This is a genomic window from Marinobacterium arenosum, from assembly GCF_019795155.1.
Lineage (GTDB): Bacteria > Pseudomonadota > Gammaproteobacteria > Pseudomonadales > Balneatricaceae > Marinobacterium_C > Marinobacterium_C arenosum.
Genome location: NZ_JAILYN010000038.1, coordinates 25,108 through 44,465, shown reverse-complemented (window position 1 = coordinate 44,465; position 19,358 = coordinate 25,108). Strand labels below are relative to the sequence as shown.

Annotated in this window: 19 protein-coding genes; 12 read left to right on the top strand and 7 right to left on the bottom strand. The window is 63.2% G+C overall.

What is annotated here, in order from left to right; genetic code table 11:
• Positions 1–218 precede the first annotated feature (218 nt).
• The 3 genes from K6T12_RS15920 to rpmE form a co-directional block, all read right to left on the bottom strand.
• Complete coding sequence (locus K6T12_RS15920) at positions 219–1,466, bottom strand: malic enzyme-like NAD(P)-binding protein (protein WP_222223853.1); 1,248 nt, start codon at positions 1,464–1,466, stop codon at positions 219–221.
• A 121-nt stretch (positions 1,467–1,587) separates the two neighbouring features.
• Positions 1,588–2,391 carry a thermonuclease family protein gene (locus K6T12_RS15915; protein ID WP_222223852.1) on the bottom strand — a complete coding sequence of 268 codons (804 nt, stop codon included), beginning with the start codon at positions 2,389–2,391 and terminating at the stop codon, positions 1,588–1,590.
• Positions 2,392–2,394: 3 nt separating this feature from the next.
• Positions 2,395–2,610: a 50S ribosomal protein L31 gene (gene rpmE / locus K6T12_RS15910; protein ID WP_222223851.1), complete on the bottom strand. Its 216-nt coding sequence runs from the start codon at positions 2,608–2,610 to the stop codon at positions 2,395–2,397.
• Between the two features lie 304 nt (positions 2,611–2,914).
• Here rpmE and K6T12_RS15905 point away from each other — a divergent pair, with 304 nt between their 5' ends.
• From K6T12_RS15905 to K6T12_RS15890, 4 genes are all read left to right on the top strand, one after another.
• Positions 2,915–5,119: a primosomal protein N' gene (locus K6T12_RS15905; RefSeq protein ID WP_222223850.1), complete on the top strand. Its 2,205-nt coding sequence runs from the start codon at positions 2,915–2,917 to the stop codon at positions 5,117–5,119.
• 428 nt (positions 5,120–5,547) lie between these two features.
• Positions 5,548–7,530: a methyl-accepting chemotaxis protein gene (locus K6T12_RS15900; RefSeq protein ID WP_222223849.1), complete on the top strand. Its 1,983-nt coding sequence runs from the start codon at positions 5,548–5,550 to the stop codon at positions 7,528–7,530.
• A 181-nt stretch (positions 7,531–7,711) separates the two neighbouring features.
• Positions 7,712–9,472, top strand: a complete 1,761-nt coding sequence (argS, locus tag K6T12_RS15895; RefSeq protein WP_222223848.1) for an arginine--tRNA ligase — start codon at positions 7,712–7,714, stop codon at positions 9,470–9,472.
• 4 nt (positions 9,473–9,476) lie between these two features.
• The gene (locus K6T12_RS15890; RefSeq protein WP_222223847.1) at positions 9,477–10,115 is read left to right on the top strand and encodes an SPOR domain-containing protein; all 639 of its coding nucleotides are present in this window, start codon (positions 9,477–9,479) and stop codon (positions 10,113–10,115) included.
• 283 nt (positions 10,116–10,398) lie between these two features.
• Here K6T12_RS15890 and K6T12_RS15885 read toward each other — a convergent pair whose 3' ends face one another.
• From K6T12_RS15885 to K6T12_RS15870, 4 genes are all read right to left on the bottom strand, one after another.
• Positions 10,399–10,842, bottom strand: coding sequence for a DoxX family protein (locus K6T12_RS15885; RefSeq protein WP_222223846.1), 444 nt, complete (start codon positions 10,840–10,842; stop codon positions 10,399–10,401).
• Between the two features lie 4 nt (positions 10,843–10,846).
• Entirely contained in the window at positions 10,847–11,626 is a 780-nt protein-coding gene (locus K6T12_RS15880; protein ID WP_222223845.1) for an HvfC/BufC N-terminal domain-containing protein, read from the bottom strand.
• Positions 11,619–12,449, bottom strand: a complete 831-nt coding sequence (gene bufB, locus K6T12_RS15875; protein ID WP_222223844.1) for an MNIO family bufferin maturase — start codon at positions 12,447–12,449, stop codon at positions 11,619–11,621. The genes K6T12_RS15880 and bufB overlap by 8 nt, the downstream gene beginning before the upstream one ends.
• A 76-nt stretch (positions 12,450–12,525) precedes the next feature.
• Entirely contained in the window at positions 12,526–12,789 is a 264-nt protein-coding gene (locus tag K6T12_RS15870; RefSeq protein WP_222223843.1) for a BufA1 family periplasmic bufferin-type metallophore, read from the bottom strand.
• A gap of 185 nt (positions 12,790–12,974) precedes the next feature.
• Between K6T12_RS15870 and K6T12_RS15865 the strand changes: the two genes are divergently transcribed.
• From K6T12_RS15865 to K6T12_RS15830, 8 genes are all read left to right on the top strand, one after another.
• Entirely contained in the window at positions 12,975–13,505 is a 531-nt protein-coding gene (locus tag K6T12_RS15865; protein ID WP_222223842.1) for a sigma-70 family RNA polymerase sigma factor, read from the top strand.
• A gap of 5 nt (positions 13,506–13,510) precedes the next feature.
• Positions 13,511–14,185 (top strand): DUF3379 family protein, encoded by a 675-nt coding sequence (locus K6T12_RS15860; RefSeq protein WP_222223841.1) that lies wholly within the window; start codon positions 13,511–13,513, stop codon positions 14,183–14,185.
• Positions 14,186–14,267: 82 nt separating this feature from the next.
• A complete protein-coding gene (gene hslV / locus K6T12_RS15855; RefSeq protein ID WP_222223840.1) occupies positions 14,268–14,798 on the top strand; it encodes an ATP-dependent protease subunit HslV in 531 nt (176 codons plus the stop codon).
• Positions 14,799–14,814: 16 nt separating this feature from the next.
• The gene (gene hslU, locus K6T12_RS15850; protein ID WP_222223839.1) at positions 14,815–16,149 is read left to right on the top strand and encodes an ATP-dependent protease ATPase subunit HslU; all 1,335 of its coding nucleotides are present in this window, start codon (positions 14,815–14,817) and stop codon (positions 16,147–16,149) included.
• 284 nt (positions 16,150–16,433) lie between these two features.
• A complete protein-coding gene (locus K6T12_RS15845) occupies positions 16,434–16,811 on the top strand; it encodes a gamma-butyrobetaine hydroxylase-like domain-containing protein (RefSeq protein WP_222223838.1) in 378 nt (125 codons plus the stop codon).
• Complete coding sequence (locus tag K6T12_RS15840; protein ID WP_222223837.1) at positions 16,798–17,799, top strand: variant leucine-rich repeat-containing protein; 1,002 nt, start codon at positions 16,798–16,800, stop codon at positions 17,797–17,799. Before K6T12_RS15845 ends, K6T12_RS15840 begins: the two co-directional genes overlap by 14 nt.
• A gap of 74 nt (positions 17,800–17,873) precedes the next feature.
• Entirely contained in the window at positions 17,874–18,632 is a 759-nt protein-coding gene (ubiE, locus tag K6T12_RS15835) for a bifunctional demethylmenaquinone methyltransferase/2-methoxy-6-polyprenyl-1,4-benzoquinol methylase UbiE (protein ID WP_222223836.1), read from the top strand.
• Positions 18,633–18,650: 18 nt separating this feature from the next.
• Positions 18,651–19,280: a ubiquinone biosynthesis accessory factor UbiJ gene (locus K6T12_RS15830; RefSeq protein WP_222223835.1), complete on the top strand. Its 630-nt coding sequence runs from the start codon at positions 18,651–18,653 to the stop codon at positions 19,278–19,280.
• Positions 19,281–19,358: the final 78 nt, after the last annotated feature.

Here is a 19,358-nt window from a genome sequence, read left to right as displayed (position 1 = left end):
CGTTCGGCTAATCGTTCCCCTTGCCGGGCCGACAGTGGACTTTCACCACCAAGTCATCCGGCCGCCACCACGCGTACCGGAACAGCGCCAGTCAAGGCGCTACGCGCCATGCCTGGCGCACGCCAAAAAAAATCGCCCCGCGAGTGCGGGGCGATTTGTTTAGCCAACCCATCCGGGCGCAGCGCCCGGATGGGCGGTTTTTGACCCAAACTGAATAATCAGTCCTGCAGGTAGTTTTCCGGCAGCGGCAGTTTCGCCACACCGCTGTCGATCGCCGCCTGTGCCACGGCGGATGCCACCGCTTTCAGCAGACGGGAATCGGTCGGTTTCGGAATGATGTACTGCGGACCGAACTCCAGAGAATCCAGGCCGTACGCAGTCAGTACTTCCTGGGTCACCGGTTCCTTGGCCAGCTCAGCAATGGCACGTACGGCTGCGGCTTTCATCTCTTCGTTGATCGCGGTGGCACGTACGTCCATTGCGCCGCGGAAGATGAACGGGAAGCCCAGTACGTTGTTGACCTGGTTCGGGAAGTCGGAACGGCCAGTGGCCATGATCACGTCATTGCGGGTTTCGTGAGCCAGTTCCGGACGGATCTCCGGATCCGGGTTGGCGCACGCGAAGACGATCGGATTGGCGGCCATCTTGGCCAGCTGTTCAGCAGCCAGCAGGTTCGGACCGGACAGACCGACGAAAACGTCGGCGCCGTCGATGGCGTCATCCAGAGTACGTTTGTCAGTTTCTGTTGCGAAAGCTGCTTTTTCCGGCGTCAGGTCTTCCCGACCAGAGTGGATCACACCCTTACGGTCCAGCATGTAGATGTTTTCTACTTTCGCACCCATGTTAACCAGCAGCTTCATACAGGCATTAGCTGCGGCACCAGCACCCAGGCATACGATGCTGGCTTCGGACAGTTTCTTACCGGCGATCTCCAGCGCGTTGATCATGCCGGCGGCGGTTACGATCGCCGTACCGTGCTGATCATCGTGGAAAACCGGGATACTACAACGCTCGATCAGAGCGCGTTCGATCTCGAAACACTCTGGCGCTTTGATATCTTCCAGGTTGATACCGCCGAAGGTATCAGCGATACGGGCAACCGTATCGATGAACGCCTGCGGGCTCTCGGCGTCGACCTCGATATCAATAGAGTCCAGACCTGCAAACTTCTTGAACAGCAGAGCCTTACCTTCCATTACCGGCTTGGAGGCCAGCGGCCCCAGATCGCCCAGGCCCAGAATCGCGGAACCGTTGGAGATAACCGCGACCAGGTTGCCTTTTGCCGTGTAGCGGTAGGCATTTTCCGGATCCTTGGCAATCTCACGAACCGGCTCGGCAACACCCGGGCTGTAAGCCAGGGCCAGATCACGAGCACTTTCGGCCTGGGTGGTCAGCTCGACGCTGATTTTCCCCGGACGCGGAAACTCGTGGTAATCGAGAGCGGCTTGTTTCATATCTTCAGACATGGCTGCTGTTCCAAATAGTTAACAAAAGACGAGCCACTCATCTTATATAAAAGGTATACCCCCTACAACTGAGGTTTTTTGCCACGCAACATGCAGGAAATTCGCCTTAACGGCGGGGCTTTCAGAGCGGTTTCAGATGATCGGGATGGGTCAGTGTCAGCAGCCAGCGACGCCAGCCGGGCTTCAGTGTCCGACCATCGGCCTGACGGTCGATCAGCCAGCCGCGTACCTGCACCGGTTGATTCAGCAGGTTCTGCAGCCGGGCCCGGCCGATCCGTTCAGCCAACGCACTGTCGATCCGCAGCGCCAGCCGCGCGTCCAGCTCGATATACCAGTGGCGGCGACCCGGTTGCACCCTGCTGACCCGGCCGCTCAGCAGCATGAAGCCGCCATCACCCGGTTGCAGCTGTGCGGCCGGCTTGGCTTTCGCCAGCGGGGTCCCCCAGACGCCAAGCCGCGCCTGCCGGGCTTCATATTCGGCCCGCTGCAGGCAGTCGGCCAGCCGGGTATTGGGTTCGACAGCCACCCAGAAACCGTCACCGTTACGCAGCAGTTGTTCGGACAGATTACGACCATCGGGTGAAAAAAGGTGGCCCAGCAGCCGACCGTAGTGGTCTTTTGGCTGGATGCCAACGACCAGCCGCAGCGGTTGATCGTCGATCAGTGCGAGCAATGCCTGGCGGGCAGCCTCGGCATGGGCTTGATCCGGCCGGCCATCGCGGCCCAGCTCCGGGGTATTGATACCGAGCAGACGCACCCGGCGGCCATCGCTCAGCTGGACGGTATCGCCATCGTAGATATGACGTACCCTGACCTGTTCGCCGCCCGGCAGTTGCGGGCAGTCGGCCAGTGCAAGGCCTGCGAACAGGCCGGAAAACAAAAAGGCACCCCAGAGGAGTGCCTTTTTGAACGAACGCCGGGCCATCGCTTACTTCTTGAGGGAGCGGGCACCGAAACGCTTGTTGAAGCGGTCAACACGACCACCGGTGGTCGCTTCTTTCTGCTTGCCGGTGTAGAACGGGTGGCAAGCGGAGCACACGTCCAGGTGCATGTCCTGACCCAGAGTGGATTTAGTCTTGATAGTGTTACCGCAAGAGCAGTTTGCAGTAATTTCTACGTAATTCGGATGGATGTCAGCTTTCATCGCTATATCTCTCAATGTGCGCCGCCACCCGGTCATTTTTCGCCAGGCACCGCGCTGAGTTAAGGTCCGGCCAAGGCCGATGGTGTGAGTAAGCGGCGCATTATACGCATCGGCCAAGATAGCTGCAATATAGACAACAGCTTTGAGTATTGAGTTTACAGTAGACAGTGAAGCTGCCGTTCTCCTTCCCCCCGACAGCCGCTACCGCCAACTGTATACTGTCTACTCAACACTTTGATCACCATTTATAACCCCCGATAAAGTCCCTACACTGTCGCCCTGTTCCGTACGCCCCGAGGAAACCATGTCAGTACTGCGCCTGGCGATCCCCAGCCCGGTTCGTCGCCTGTTCGATTACCTGCCGCCGGCCGGCGTCGATGCCACCGTCCTGCAGCCCGGTGTCAGGGTGCGGGTACCGTTCGGCCCGCGCCAGTTGATCGGCATGCTGATCAGCGTCGAGCCACACAGCGATCTACCGCGGGACAAGCTGAAGCCGGCATTGGAGATTCTCGATCCGACTCCGCCGCTACCGGCCCATCTGCTCAAGCTGGCCCGTTGGGCGGCCAGCTACTACCAGCATCCGGTCGGCGATGCGCTGCTGCAGGCACTACCGGTGCTACTACGCAAAGGCGCTCCCTGCGAGTACGCCCACGAACACCTGTGGCGCGCCACCGCCGATGCCTCGCTGGATGCGCTCGGTAAAGCGGCGCGGCGCCAGCGGGAACTGCTGCAACTGCTACAGGAGCATCCACAGGGGATCAGCAGCGACGCGATCCGTGCCGAGGGCGGCAACACCCAGCTATTGAAAACCCTGCTCGACAAGGGTTTGGCGGAGTCGTTCGTCCACCACCCTCCGTCCCGCCACGCCGGCGGCAAGGACTCGCTGCTGCGCCAGCCGTCACTGCCGCTGAACGACCAGCAGCGCCAGGCGGTCGAAGCGATCAATGGCGCCGACGGCTTCCAGCCGTTCCTGCTGGAAGGGGTAACCGGCTCCGGTAAGACCGAGGTCTACCTGCAGACGATCGAAGCGGTCCTGCAACAGGGCCGCCAGGCGCTGGTACTGGTACCGGAGATCGGCCTGACGCCGCAGACGGTGGCGCGCTTCAAGCAGCGCTTCCAGGTGCCGGTGGTGGTGCTGCACTCCAACCTGACCGACCGCCAGCGGCTGGACGCCTGGCTGAAAGTCCGCGAGGGGCTGGCCAGTATCGTGATCGGCACCCGCTCGGCGCTGTTCACACCGCTGCAGGCCCCCGGCATCATCATCGTCGACGAGGAGCACGACGCCTCCTTCAAGCAACAGGATGGTTTCCGTTACTCGGCCCGCGACCTGTCGGTGATGCGCGCCCGCGAGGAGGATGTGCCGCTGGTACTGGGCAGCGCCACACCATCGCTGGAGAGCCTGTGGAACGCCGAGCAGGGCCGCTACCGCCACCTGCAATTGACCGAACGGGCCGGCAACGCCCGGCCACCTAAGTTCGAACTGCTCGATATCCGTCAGCAGCCGATCCGCGATGGCCTGGCCGAGCCGATGATCGAACAGATCCGCCAGCACCTCGGCGCCGGCAACCAGGTGCTGGTGTTCCTGAACCGGCGCGGCTACTCGCCGACGCTGAGCTGCCACAACTGCGGCTGGATCGCCGACTGCAGCCGCTGCGACGCCCACATGACGCTGCACCTGAGCCCGCCGCATCTGCACTGCCACCACTGCGACAGCCAGCGGCCGATTCCGGCCCAGTGCCCGGACTGCGGCAGCCCGCAGCTGAAGCCGGTCGGCAGCGGTACCGAGCGTAGCGAACAGATCCTGCGCCAGCTGTTCAGCGACTACCCGGTGCTGCGGGTGGACCGCGACAGCACCGCCCGCAAGGACGCGCTGGCCCAGATCATGGCGCAGGTACACAGCGGCGAGCCCTGCATCCTGGTCGGCACCCAGATGCTGGCCAAGGGGCACCACTTTCCCAACGTCACCCTGGTGGCGATACTGAACGCCGATGGCGGCCTGTTCAGCGCCGATTTCCGCGGCATGGAACGTACCGCCCAGCTGCTGGTGCAGGTGGCCGGGCGGGCGGGCCGTGCCGAACGGCCCGGCCATGTGCTGATGCAGACCATGCACGCCGACCATCCGGCGATCCAGTGCCTGGTGGATCAGGGCTACAGCGCCTTCGCCCGCAGCGAACTGCATGACCGCCACCGGGCCGCACTGCCACCGTTTATGCACCTGGCGTTGCTGAAAGCCGAAGCCAGCCGCCAGGGCCGTGCCGAGGCCTTCCTGCGGGCGGTGCGCGATCTGCTGGAACGCGGCGGCTTGCCACCGGCGGTCGATCTGGTCGGTCCGTTCCCGTCGACAATGGAAAAGAAAGCCGGTGTATTCCGGGCCCAACTGCTGATCCAGAGCCCCCAGCGCGGCGTGCTGCAGCAGTGGCTCGGCATGCTGTGCGAGTTCCTCGAGCAACAACCGGAAGCGCGCAAGGTGCGCTGGACGCTGGACGTCGACCCGCTGGAGATGAACTGAGCGGCTAGGGGCCTGTCGGGCTTGGCCGATCGTAGCGAAGGAAAGCGGGATTGAGACAGATCTTTCGAACGACTGAGGCAAATAGCGAGCGATTTAACGAATTCGTTCGGAACAGATGACCAATAGCCGCTTTTCCGCACGACTGCATGGATGCAGGAGTTAGGGCGAAGCAGGAAGCCGGCGCCGAGTAGGCCAGAGCTAAGTCCGACAGACCCTTAGAAGCCGGTCAAGTCTCGAAATGTAAAAGGAATAGAACAACAGTGTTTCTTGAGCGATCCATCGCCCCGGCTGGACTTGGACTTTGGAGTGAGCTATAAGGGATTGCCCCTAGCCGTTGCTCATGTACGTTCGGGCCGACGCTTACCCCCATTGCGACGGTTGTTTTAGGAGGGGCCATAAAAATAACAAAGCAAGGATTGGGGAACATCATGAGTTTATCGATCACCCAGAAGATCGCACTGGGCTTTTCCACACTCGTACTGTTCATGATGGTGATCGCCGGCGGCGCCACCTTCGGCATCAACACCATCAGCTCCGGGATGTACCGGGTCACCGACGAAGCCCTGCCGAACCTGACCGGCGGCTTCAATCAGATGATCAACCTGCAGTCCGCCAACCAGGCGCTGTACAGTGCGTTGGCCCAGCAGCGGGTCAAGGACCTGAATGCAGAACGCAAACTGTTCGACAGCCGGCTGACCACATTCAACGAACAGCTGACCGCGCTGGAACCGCAGATCGCCGACCAGCCCGAGCTGACCGCCCTGCTCGGCGAGATCCGTAGCGCCAGCGGTGCCTTCGCCAATGCCGCCCAGCAGGTGATGGACAATCAGAAAAACCGGTTGATCCTCGATCGCCGGGTGGTCGAGGCTGAGATCAAGCTGCAGAGTGACAGCGACGCCCTCAATGGCTGGTCGCAGCGCTATATCAGCAACGAGGACACCCACCCCGACAACGCCCGCGTCGCCCGCGGCCTGACCCGGGCGGTCAGCGCGCACCACTTCCAGATGATCAACTACAAGCGTACCCGCGATATCGAGGATCTCAGCAAGGCGCTGGAACGCAACAAGGGCGAACTGGTCGACAGCCATGCGTCACTCGCCAAGGTCGAGCCCAAGGCCAAGCAGGTCAAGATCCTGGTCGACAAGATCAACAAGGCACTGTACGAAGAAGACGGCCTGGTGGCGATGTACCGCCAGCAGCACGCGCTGATCGCCACCCTGCAACAGCAGATGGAACAGACCAGCAAGCAGGTTGCGCAGACCAATCAGGCCGCCGAGCGCTTTATCGCCGCCGCCACCGCCCAGGCCGATCAAGCGCGCCAGCAGGCGGACAGCACCACCCGCTTCGCCGGCCTGCTGATCCTGGCGCTGGCGGCCGGTTCACTGCTGGTGGCAATCGCCGTCGCGGTATTGACCATCAACGCCATGCGTCGGCCGCTGGCCGAGATCCGCCAGAAGCTGGCCGGGGTACAGGACGGCAACCTGCAGGTGCGTTTCGACGACCAGCGCAAGGATGAGTTCGGTGAGCTTGGCGGGACGCTCAACGCAGTGGTGTCTGAGCTGCAGTCGGTACTGCGCCAGGTGGTCGACGGCTCCCACAAACTGGCGTCGGTGGCGGACCAGAACGCCGCCATCAGCCGCCACGCCACCGAAGCGATGAACGCCCAGAGCCGGCAGCTGGAGCAGACCGCCGCCGCCGCCACCGAGATGGAATCCAGCGTCGCCGAAGTGGCTGGCCACAGTAACACCACCCTGGAAGCGGTGCAGGATTGTGATCAGCTCGGCCAGGATGTTTACAGCTACGTCAAGCAGACCCTGCAGAGCATCCAGCAGCAGGCCAACGAGATCGAGACGGCGGTGGGGGTCAGCAACCAGTTGGCCGGCTACAGCAGCGAGATCGACAGTATCCTGGTCACCATCGGCTCAATCGCCGAGCAGACCAACCTGCTGGCACTGAACGCCGCCATCGAAGCGGCCCGTGCCGGCGAGCACGGCCGCGGCTTCGCGGTGGTGGCCGACGAGGTGCGCGAGCTGGCCAGCCGGACCCAGAACTCCACCCAGGAGATCCAGTCGATGGTCGAGAACATGCAGGGAGCGATCCGCCAGGTGGTGGATATCATGCAACGCTCGCAGCAGCAGGCCAGCGATTGCGTCGGCCATGCCAACACCTCGCGCGAGGCGCTCAAGCAGATGGGCGCGGCGGTCGCCGATATCCGCTCGATGAGCACCCAGATCGCCGAAGCGGCCAACCAGCAGCGCTCGGCCGTCGAAGAGGTCAGCCGCACCCTGGTGCAGGTCAATGAAGCGGCCGCGGAAACCGCCACCGGTGCCGAGCAGGCCGCCGGCGGCAGCAACGAATTGCTGAACCTGGCTCAGACCCAACAGCAGCTGGTACAGCGCTTCCAGATCTGATCATGCCAAGGCCGGCGGCGCCCGCCGCCGGCCGCTTTTCCCGGCCGGCATTGTGCTGCGCAAAAAACGGCCAACCGCCCCTTAACAATGTCACAGGATATCGCGATAATACGCGGTTCCTCGGCGGGGCCTGCAGTTAGTCGCCCCACCCCATACACCAACCGGTAACCACATTAGGCTGATGAAACAACAAATTGCGGAACTGATCGCGTCTGCCGTTGACGCACTGCTGGCCGACGGCACCCTGCCGGCCGAAACCCGGGTCAATGTCATGGTGGAAAACACCCGTGATAAATCCCACGGCGATTTTGCCTCCAATATCGCCCTGACCCTGGCAAAGCCGGCCCGACGCAATCCGCGCGAACTGGCCCAGGCGATCGTCGCCGCGCTGCCGACTTCCGAGCTCGTCGAAAAAACCGAGATCGCCGGCCCCGGGTTCATCAACTTCTTCGTCAGTCAGGCCTCCACCGCCGAGGTGGTCAAGCAGATCCTCGCCGAGCAGAGCCAGTTCGGTCGCGGCAAGGCCGACAGCCGCGAACGGGTGCAGGTCGAGTTCGTCTCCGCCAACCCGACCGGTCCGCTGCATGTCGGCCACGGCCGCGGCGCCGCTTACGGCGCTTCCGTCGCCGACCTGCTGGAAGCCGCCGGGGTACCGGTAGAACGCGAGTACTACGTCAACGACGCCGGCCGCCAGATGAACATCCTGGCCACCAGCGTCTGGCTGCGTTACATGGAAAAATGCGGTGCCGAACTGTGCTTCCCGAGCAACGGCTACAAGGGTGACTATATCCACGATATCGCCGCCGAGCTCTATGAGCAGCACGGCAACGCGCTGAGCCATCCGGTGTCCGACCTGATGCAGGGCATCCCGGCCGACGAGCCGGCCGGCGGCGACAAGGAAGCGCACATCGACGGTCTGATCGAGCGGGCCCGTCTGCTGCTCGGCGAAGAGGGCTACCGGCTGTTCTTCGATGCCGCGCTGGACTCGATCCTCGGCGATATCCGCGACGACCTGGCCGGCTTCGGCGTCACCTACCAGCAGTGGTTCTCAGAACGCAGCCTGACCAGCAACGGCGATGTCGACAGCGCACTGAACAAGCTGCAACAGAACGGCCACCTGTACGAGCAGGACGGCAACCTCTGGTTCCGCTCCACCGCCTTCGGCGACGACAAGGACCGGGTAGTACGCCGCGCCAACGGCCAGACCACCTACTTCGCCTCCGATATCGCCTACCTGCAAAACAAGTTCGAGCGCGGCTTCGACAAGGTGCTGTACATCTGGGGCGCCGACCACCACGGCTATATCGCCCGCATGAAAGCCGCCTGCCAGGCACTGGGTTACGACCCGGAACGGCTGCTGGTGCGGCTGGTACAGTTCGCGATCCTCTACCGTGGTGAAGAGCGGGTGCAGATGTCGACCCGTTCCGGTTCCTTCGTTACCCTGCGCGAGCTGCGCGACGAAGTGGGCAACGACGCCTGCCGGTTCTTCTATGTGACCCGCAAGGCCGACCAGCACATGGATTTCGACCTGGAGCTGGCCAAGTCCCAATCCAAGGACAACCCGGTGTACTACATCCAGTATGCCCACGCCCGGGTCCGCTCGGTGCAGCGCAAACTGGCCGAAGCCGGTCTGGAATGGGATCGCGAAGCCGGCCTGGCCAAGCTGGAACTGCTCGACACCGAGCACGAAAAGGACCTGATCACCAAGCTGTCCAAGTACCCGGAGGTGCTGACCAACGCCGCGCTGAACTATGAGCCGCACATGCTGGCCAACTACCTGCGCGAACTGGCCAACGACTTCCACTCCTACTACAACGCCAACAAGATGCTGATCGACGATGCCGCGCTGCGTAATGCCCGCATCACCCTCAGCGAAGCGGCTCGCCAGGTGCTCCATAACGGCCTGACCCTGCTGGGCGTGGAAGCACCGGAGCAGATGTAAGCCGATGGCAGCACGCAAGGACTACGGCCAGAAAAAGGGCGGCCGTGGCGCCAGCCGCACCGCGCCCAAGCGCCCCTCCGGCAATGCCCGCAAGCCGGCACCGGCCAAGCGCCGGCTACCCTGGCTGAAACTGCTGGTCGCAGTGGCCATGGTCGGCGGTCTGGGTTATCTGCTGTACAGCCTGACTCAGGTGAACCCGAGCCAGCGGATCAGCCAGCCGGCCCCGGCCAAGCCCAGCGTCCAGCCCGCCGCCAAGCCGGCGGCGAAAGCCAGTGTCGCCAAACCGGCGCCGCAGCCGGAGGCCGAACAGGGTGAGCGGTTCGAGTTTTACAAGATGCTGCCCAAGAGCGAGGTGCAGACCGACCAGGTAGACGCCTACAGCTCTACACCGCGCGATGCCAAGACTGAGTACAAGTACCTGCTGCAGGCCGGTTCGTTCCGCGATCCGGCCGATGCCGAACGGATGCGCGCCCAACTGATCCTGCTGGGACTGCCCAATGCTCACACCAGCAAGTCTACAGGCCAGAACGGTGTCTGGTACCGGGTACGGGTCGGCCCGTTCGACAACCGGTCGCTGATGAACCGCGCCCACGACAAGCTGGTGCGGCAGAATATCCAGCCGATGGAGATCAAGCTGAAGTAAGTGTCGGAGCGACAAGCTTTAAGCGCAAGCGACAAGCTTAAAGCAGTCCGCCGGATCGGATAGACCGGCGGTAGCGGAGGCGCTGAGCTTCGTAGATATCCTCTCTCGATTCCAGCCACAACGGCCTTTTACCGCCGTTGTGGTTGGAACTCTTGCTGATTCTTCAACACGCCAATGTAGGGCCGGACCCGGCCAGGTAGGCCCGGCCGGCCAAACGCCGGCAGGCGTTTTCAACCGCCTGCGGCGGTGGCGCCCCGGGTGACGCCCTACGGGGCCCCTCCACTCAACGCTCGCCGTAACGGCGCAGCAACCAGTGATCGAGCGACAATTTGCCCGGCCCGCTGACCACGAAATAGGCCAGCATCACGCCCCACATGATATGCTGCTGTACCCCGGCCGGACTGATATCCGGGTAGGAGGTCACCGCCACCAGGTTGAACACGAACAGCGCCAGCGCGCTGAACCGCCCCAACAGCCCCACCAATAGGAGCGACGGCAGGATCAGCTCCGCACCGGTCGCCAAGTAGGCAGCCATCGCCGGCGACAGCAGCGGTACATCGTATTCATACTCGAACAGCGTCAGGGTTGTCGACCAGCTCTGTATCTTGGTCAGCCCGGAGACAAAGAACACCCGGAACAGCCAGACCCGCAGTACCAGCGCGAACAGCGTCCGGGCCGGGGTTTCCAGCGGCTGCAGCCGCTGCATCAATCGGATAATCGCTCGCATACGCCTACCCCTGTTGGAAACCTTCAAGCCAGCCACATTGCAGGGCCAACGGCAGCAGTAAGGCGGCCTGCTCGCCCAGCCGATCGCAGATCTGCGGCAACGTCGCCCCCGCCATGACCAGCTGTAGCAGCTGCCACCGATCATCGTTCAGCCGCTCGATATACACCTGCCGGTCGGGCCGGTACACCACCAGCTTTACCGGCCCCTCGGCCAGATCGACCGTTTCATCCTCGGGCCAGTCCGGTTGATGAAACTGCCACAACCGGTCGACCGGAAAATCCGCCTGCAACAGGCTCAGCCCGGCCCGACAGCTAAAACGGAGTGTTTTTCCATTCGCCTTGCCCAGGGCGGTCGCCTGGGCAAAACCTTCGAAGTCAAATGTATTGGCGTTCGCTGCATGAAAGGCCCGCTGCCAGGCCCACTCCAGCTCGGCCAGGGCCGCCAGTTGCGGCACCGATCGGGCCGGCGGAAATTCGCCGATAAAGGCGGCCAGGGACTCACCATAGTCATCCAGCCGGTCGACCCGGGAGGGATGGCAACGGATATATTGCCCTGCCAATGCATCGAAAAAGTCCGCCCCGACGAACTGCCGGCAGACCGGATAGATCTCTGCCAGCGCCTTGTTCAGGATGCCGTACAGGCTACCCTTATAAGCCCGCAGGCCGCGCTCACCGTCTCCGCCCTGCAGCCCATCGCGCAACTGCACGGCGTCGATCGGTTGCTCGAAATAGAGCCGGTTCAGGAACTGCTGCTGGAAACGCGCCAGTGCGGCCAGGTCATCCATCGACGGCGACCTCCTCGCGCAACCGTTCCGCCCGCTGCGCCTCTTGCCAGAGTCGATCGAACGGCGGGATGTCGTTGTCCCACTCGATCAGTGTCGGCACCTGTCCGAAGCGGCACAGCGCATCCCGGTAGAGCTGCCAGACCGGCGGATGGACCGGCTGGGAGTGGCTGTCGAGCAGCAGCTCCCCTTGCAACTGATAGCCGGCCAGATGGATCTCCCGCACCCGCTCGACCGGGATACCGGCCAGGTAGTCCTGCGGGTCAAACCCCTGGTTACAGGCGCTGACATAGATATTGTTGACGTCCAGCAGCAGCTCGCAATCGGCGCGGCGGCAGATCTCGGCGACATACTGCCACTCGCTCATCTCCGATTCGGCGAAGGCGACATAACTGGACAGGTTCTCGACCAGAATCCGCCGCCCGAGCCGGTTCTGCACTTGGTCGATCCGTTCGCTCAGATGACGCACCGCCAGCTCGTTATAGGGCAACGGCAACAGGTCATGACTGTTGTGCTCGGCGCTGGCGCACCAGCACAGGTGCTCCGAGATCCAGGCCGGCTGATAGCGCTCGACCAGCGTCACCAGCCTGTCCAGGTAGGCCTCGCTGAGCGGCCGGGCCGAACCCAATGACAGGCCCACGCCGTGAAAAGTGATTGGGTAATCGTTGCGGATCCGGCTCAGGTAATAGTGCGGCTGGCCGCCATCGCCAAGGTAGTTGTCGGTCATCGCCTCGAACCAGGGGATCGCCGGCTGTTCGGCCAGGATGGTCTGATAGTGGCAGCTGCGCAGCCCCAACCCAACACCCTCGATACTCTGTCGTGTCATCGCGGTCTGTCCGGCCCGCAGGTGCAATCCGGCGTTCAAGGCCGAATCGCGCCTGCTATTATGGCTATTCGGTCAGTCACTTCTTACTCAAGACTGTACCGCCAACCAGCTTGCTACAGGTCCCTTCCGGCAGGTAAACCCACTCGGCCGCATCGCCATCCGCGGAGGCCTGGCCGGCGCAGCTGTGCTGAGCGGTACCGCAGTCGTTCATGCCGGCTTTAACCACCCCGGCACACTTCTCCATCCCCGCCTTGCCAGCCAGCGCAACGGGCGCCGCGCTCATGCCCAGTGCCAGGATTCCCGCCACCGCGGCAGTCTTGATTGCTTCTCGACGTTTCATCACAGGTTCTCCCAAGGCTCGTTTTCCAATCGCTTGCGACATTATTGAGTTGGCAAGCTTGCTGCTCAGTCAATAGGACCGGGTCAGCCACCGAAAGCTTGCAAAGTTTTTTGAATTTTTTTGAACCATCGCTCTCTTATCAGGCGTACGCCCCCCGCAATTGAACCGCAGAGAGCCTGACCATCATGGGCATTCTTGAGATCTTTCGCTGGCGTAGCCGCTCCCGATTCGAACAACTTGTCGAGCAGCACAGCGCGCCGATCTACAGCTATGCAATCTGGCTGACCGGTGATCGTTGCCGGGCGGAGGATCTGGTGCAGGAGGTATTTATCCGCGCCTGGCAGCATTTCAATCAGCTGCAGGAGCCGAAGGCCTGCCGCAGCTGGCTGCTCACGATTCTGCGCCGTGAGCATCTGCGCTGGCTGGCCAAACAGGCAAACGGCCATAACGAGGTGTCACTGACGCGGGAACAGGCCGACCCCACCACTCTGGATGAACAGCTGCAGCGCGACCAACTGCAGCAGGCGATTCTGGCGCTGGAACCCGGCTACCTGGAGCCGATCCTGCTGCAGGTGCTGGGCGGCTACTCGATCAGCGAGATCAGTGGCGAACTGGGGCTGAGCGAATCGGCGGTGCAGTCACGGCTCTATCGGGCCCGACAGCAGCTGTTGCGCCAACTGGCGCCCAACCAAAAAGCAACGCGAAGGATGGGGTAAGCGCAATGGATGACCTTGAATTCCGCCGCCGGGTGCTGAGCGGCGATACCCATTCAGCCGAGGTCGAGCAGGCCGCGGCACATAACGCCGAGCACCAGCGCTGGCTGGAGCAGGCCCGGACCCTCGAACAGGAGCTGCAGCAGGTGGCGCGACGGGAAGTGCCGGCCCCACTGGCGGCGAAACTGCAGCGAATCCCCCGCCGCCGCTCCCGGCTGCCGCTGCAGCTGGCGGCGGTCGCCGCCACGGTGGTGTTCAGCCTGTTGATCGGTCGCCTCTGGCTGCAGCCGTCACCAGAGTCGCTGCCGCAGGCGTTGATCAGCCATATCGAGGCGGAGCCGATCAGCCTGGCCCCCCACCCGGCGCTGTCAACCGACAGCGTGCAGCTGACCGTCAACCGGCTCGGCTACCGGTTCAACCAGCCACTGGCCAATGTCAGCTATGCCAGTATCTGCGCCCTGCGCGGCCGACCGGTGGTCCATCTGGCGCTGCGTAGCAATGGCCACACCGCGAGCCTGTTCCTGATGCCGGAGGAACCGCTGGAACGGCAGCTGCGTTTCCGCCAGCAGTTGCTGCACGGCCGGATACTGCCGCTGGGTGACGGCAGTGCGGCGGTGATCAGCGACGACCCCGCGCTGGTTGAACAGCTGGCGCGAATCACCCTGCGTCAATTGCAGTTGTAGGCCTTTTAGCGTCGCCCCCTTGAAATCCGGCTGGCTGCCTCCATCTCTGGAGCAATACCCACGCTTAGAGTTGGAGCTTCGCATGACCACGATCGTTTCCGTACGCCGTGATGACAAAGTCGTCGTCGGTGGTGACGGCCAGGTATCCCTCGGCAACACCGTGATGAAGGGAACCGCCCGCAAGGTGAACATGATCCCGAAACACCAGGTAATCACCGGTTTCGCCGGCAGCACCGCCGATGCGATCACGCTGCGGGACCTGTTCGAGCAGCAGCTGGAAAAGCACCACGGCAATATCGTCAATGCCTGCATCCACCTGGCCCGCGAATGGCGCAGCGATCGCGTGCTGCGTCGGCTGGAGGCACTGATGCTGGTCGCCAACCACGAAAAGACCTTCCTGATCTCTGGCAACGGCGACGTGATCGAACCGGAAGACGGCGTCATCGCGATCGGCTCCGGCGGCAACTTCGCGCTGGCCTCGGCCCGTGCGCTGGTCGACAACACCGCGCTGAGCGCCCGCGAGATCGTCGAGAAGAGCCTGCATATCGCCGCCGGCATCTGCGTGTTCACCAACGACAACCTGACTATCGAAGAGCTGGATTCCAGCCACTGATCCCGAGGAGCAACCGATGTCCAATATGACCCCGCGTGAGATCGTATCCGAGCTGGACCGCCATATCGTTGGCCAGGACGAAGCCAAGCGCGCCGTCTCCATCGCGCTGCGCAACCGCTGGCGCCGGATGCAGCTGGATGAGGAGCTGCGTGCCGAAGTCACCCCGAAAAATATCCTGATGATCGGCCCGACCGGGGTCGGCAAGACCGAGATCGCCCGCCGCCTGGCCAAGCTGGCCAACGCCCCGTTCATCAAGGTGGAAGCGACCAAGTTCACCGAAGTGGGCTACGTCGGCCGCGATGTGGAAACCATCGTCCGTGACCTGGTCGACATGGCGATCAAGATGATCCGCGAACAGGAGGTGGAGAAGAACCGCTTCCGCGCCGAGGAAGCCGCCGAGGAGCGGATCCTCGACGCACTGCTGCCGCCGGCCCGTAGCAGCGGTTTCGATCAGTCGGAGCCGAGCCGCGAAGAGAGCGCCACCCGCCAGGTGTTCCGCAAGAAGTTGCGCGAGCACCAGCTGGACGACAAGGAGATCGATATCGAGCTGGCCGAACCGCAGGTCGGCGTCGAGATCATGGCACCGCCGGGTATGGAGGAGATGACCAGCCAGCTGCAGAACATGTTCTCCAACCTTGGCCAGAGCCGCCGCAAGCAGCGCCGGCTGAAGGTCAAGGAGGCGTTCAAGCTGCTGGTCGACGAGGAAGCCGCCAACCTGGTCAATGAGGACGACCTCAAGCAGCGCGCCGTCGAAGCGGTCGAGCAGAACGGCATCGTATTCCTCGACGAGATCGACAAGGTCTGCAAGCGCACCGAGAACACCGGCGGCGATGTCTCCCGCGAAGGCGTGCAGCGCGACCTGCTGCCGCTGATCGAAGGCTGCACCGTCAGCACCAAGTACGGCATGATCAAGACCGACCACATCCTGTTCATCGCATCCGGTGCCTTCCACCTGGCCAAGCCGTCCGACCTGATCCCGGAACTGCAGGGCCGCCTGCCGATCCGGGTCGAACTGAACGCGCTGACGCCGGACGACTTCAAGCGGATTCTGACCGAGCCGAGCGCTTCGCTGACCACCCAGTACAAGGCGCTGCTGGCCACCGAAGGGGTCACCCTGAGCTTCACCGAGGATGGCATCGCACGGATCGCCGAGCTGGCCTACCAGGTCAACGAAAAGACCGAGAATATCGGCGCCCGCCGCCTGCACACCATGCTGGAGCGGCTGCTGGAGGAGCTGTCCTACAGTGCCGCCGATAACCAGGGCCAAACCGTGCAGGTCGACGCCGCTTACGTCAACAAGTCCCTCAGCGAGCTGAGCCAGGACGAAGATCTGAGCCACTATATCCTGTAACCGGGGTATCCCCGCCGGTTAATGATCAAGGGAGCCCATTGGGCTCCCTTTTTTATAACTAGTTATCAGATAACCGTGTTGAGCTGACAGCCCAGGCAGCAGGCTGGAATAGCTCGTGCCTTGTCGCTGGAAATACCGGTATGCAATCCGCGCAACTCAGCCGCAACCCAAGCGGCTGTCGCGGCTGCAGATGCGGTATAGTTGATAGGTAGAAACACCCTGGAAACAACATTGACCGATGAGATATTGAGCGCGTTGCCACGGCGACCGCCCGGAGAGCTGCAATGAGCGAAGTCCCGCGCCCGGAAGCGATCAAACTGCACAAGAAATCCCGCACCCTGGAACTGATCTACGCCGACGGCAGTTTCGAACTGACCGCCGAGTTCCTGAGGGTCCATTCACCGTCAGCCGAAGTGCGCGGTCACGGTATCGGCAACGGCATCCTGCAAACCGGCAAGAAACATGTCGCGCTGACCGGCGTACAGCCGGCCGGTAACTATGCCCTGAAACTGAGCTTCGACGACGGTCACGACAGCGGCTTGTTCACCTGGGAGTACCTGCACGACCTGGCCCATCGCCAGGACGAATACTGGCAGCACTACCTGCAGCAACTGGCCGAGGCCGGTGCCAGCCGTGACGGAGGGCTGATTGCCCGCGGCTAACACCAATCTGCGGCAGCGGCTGCAGCGGGCCCGCCAGAGCCAGGATCCACACCTGCTGATCCGGCTGGCAAGCGACCGCGAGCCGTTCGTCCGCTTCGCGGTGGCCGCCAATCCCGCCACCCCGGTCGCCCAGCTTACCTGCCTGGCGGAAGACCGCCGCTGGCACGGGCGCTGTGCCCAGCTGGTCGCCGCCAACCCGAATTGCGACCCGACCACCCTGCAGGCACTGAGCCACCATCCGCTCGACGCGGTCCGGCGGGCCCTGGTCCAACGGCCGGATCTGCCACCGGCGGCACTACGCCAGCTGGTTAATGATCCGCTGCCGGAGATCCGACTGGAAACCGCCCGCTCATCCCAGCTAAGTGCCGAAATGCAGTTCCAGCTGTGCCAGGACCCTGTGCCGGCGGTACGCGCCTTGCTGGCGCAGAATCCGGTCTGCACGGCGGCGATCAGCCGTCGCCTGTTGGCCGACCCGGACCCGCGGGTGCGCCTCTACGCATTGGAGCTACCGGCCCAGCCGCCAGAGCAGATCCTGCGCAGCTGCCAGGACCCGGATCCCGGCGTGCGCCAGGCCGCTAGCAGCCACCCCATCCTCGACGCCGGGCAATTGCGGCTGCTGGCGCAGGATAGCCGACTCGGCGTCGCCATCGCCCACCACCCCAACTGTCCGCCCGAACTGCTGATCAGCCTGGCCCACCTGCCGGACAGCAGCACCCGCCAGGCGGTGGCAGAGCGGCCGGACACCCCGGAACCGGTGCTCAACCGGCTGGCGGACGACGAGGATTTCTACGTCCGGGTCCGTGTCGCCGATAACCCGGCGGCACCGGCCGAAGCGCTGCAGCAGCTGGCCGGCGACTGCGACAGTCACCTGCGCTACCGGGTGGCGTTGAACCCGGCCTGCCCGCGGCCACTGCTGGCCCGGCTGGTGTGGGACGACGCCGACCAGGTCAGGCATGCCGCCCGCTACCGGATTCAGCACCACCGCTGAGGGCATAGCAAAGACAAACAGACTCTACAGCGCTACAATGGCTGCCTATTTTCCAGCCTGATACAGACCGCATCATGTCCGAGCAGAATAAAGATCAAACCACCCATTTCGGTTACCAGCAGGTCAAGACTGACGAAAAGGTCAAGCGCGTGGCCGACGTGTTCCATTCGGTCGCCGGCAAGTACGATCTGATGAACGACCTGATGTCCGGCGGCATCCACCGGCTCTGGAAGCGGATCACCATCGAGCAAAGTGGTGTTCGGCGTGGCATGCAGGTGCTGGATATCGCCGGCGGTACCGGCGACCTGACCATGCGCTTCGCCCGGCTGGTCGGCGCCGAAGGCAAGGTGGTGTTGGCCGATATCAACGACTCGATGCTGAAGGTCGGCCGCGACAAGCTCTATGACCACGGTGTCACCGGCAATGTCGAGTTCGTCCAGGCCAACGCCGAGTGCCTGCCGTTCCCGGACAACAGCTTCGACGTGATTACCATCGCCTTCGGCCTGCGCAACGTCACCGACAAGGACGCCGCACTGCGCTCAATGACCCGGGTGCTGAAGCCGGGCGGCAAGCTGATGGTGCTGGAGTTCTCCAAGACCGACAATCCGCTGCTGACCAAGGCCTACGATATCTACTCGTTCAATATCCTGCCGCAGATGGGCCAGTTGATCGCCGGCGACGCCGACAGTTACCGTTACCTGGCGGAGTCGATCCGCATGCACCCGGATCAGGAGACACTGAAGGGGATGATGGAGCAGGCCGGCCTGGTAAACTGTAAGTACCAGAACATGACCGGCGGCATCGTCGCGCTGCACACCGGCATCAAGCCCTGATCACAACGGAGCCCCACCATGCTGGAGCTGCTCAACGCCACCCTGCTGACCGTCGCCGAACAGAGCATCAACGGCCTGCTGGGGCGAGATCCTGTCACCCTCGAGCGCCTTGCCGGGCTGGAGGGTAAGGTGATCGTCGTCGAACTGAGTGCGCCGACGCTGCGCTTCAGCCTGATGCCCTGCGCCGACGGCCTGCAGCTGTACAGCCAGCTGGATACCGAGGCCGATGTCACCCTGCGCGGCCTGCCGGCCGACTTCGTGCGGCTGCTCGGCAGCGCCGACCAGGCGGAGGCGATGTTCGGTAACGGTATCGAGGTGCAGGGCGACAGCGGCCTGGCGACCCGGCTGCAGAAGATCCTGGCGGACGCCCGCATCGACTGGGAGGCGCAACTGGCAGAGCTGATCGGCGACCTGCCGGCCCACCAGCTGGCTAACCTGGTCGGCTTCAAGGTGCGCCAGTACCGCACCACCGGCGACAGCCTGTTGGCCAACCTGCAGGAGTACATCAAGGAAGAGAGCCAACTACTGGCACCGCGCCCGGAAGTCGAGGCGTTCATGGCCCAGATCGACCGGCTGCGTGATGACAGCGACCGGCTGGCGGCCCGCTTCGAACGGCTGCGCAGCCAGGTTTTTCAGGACCGGGATTAAAACTGCGGCCCGGCTTAGCGGTCGCGGCTGAAGCCCCACCTACAGACCCCGCTGTTAACTGTCCACTCCAACCTGTTT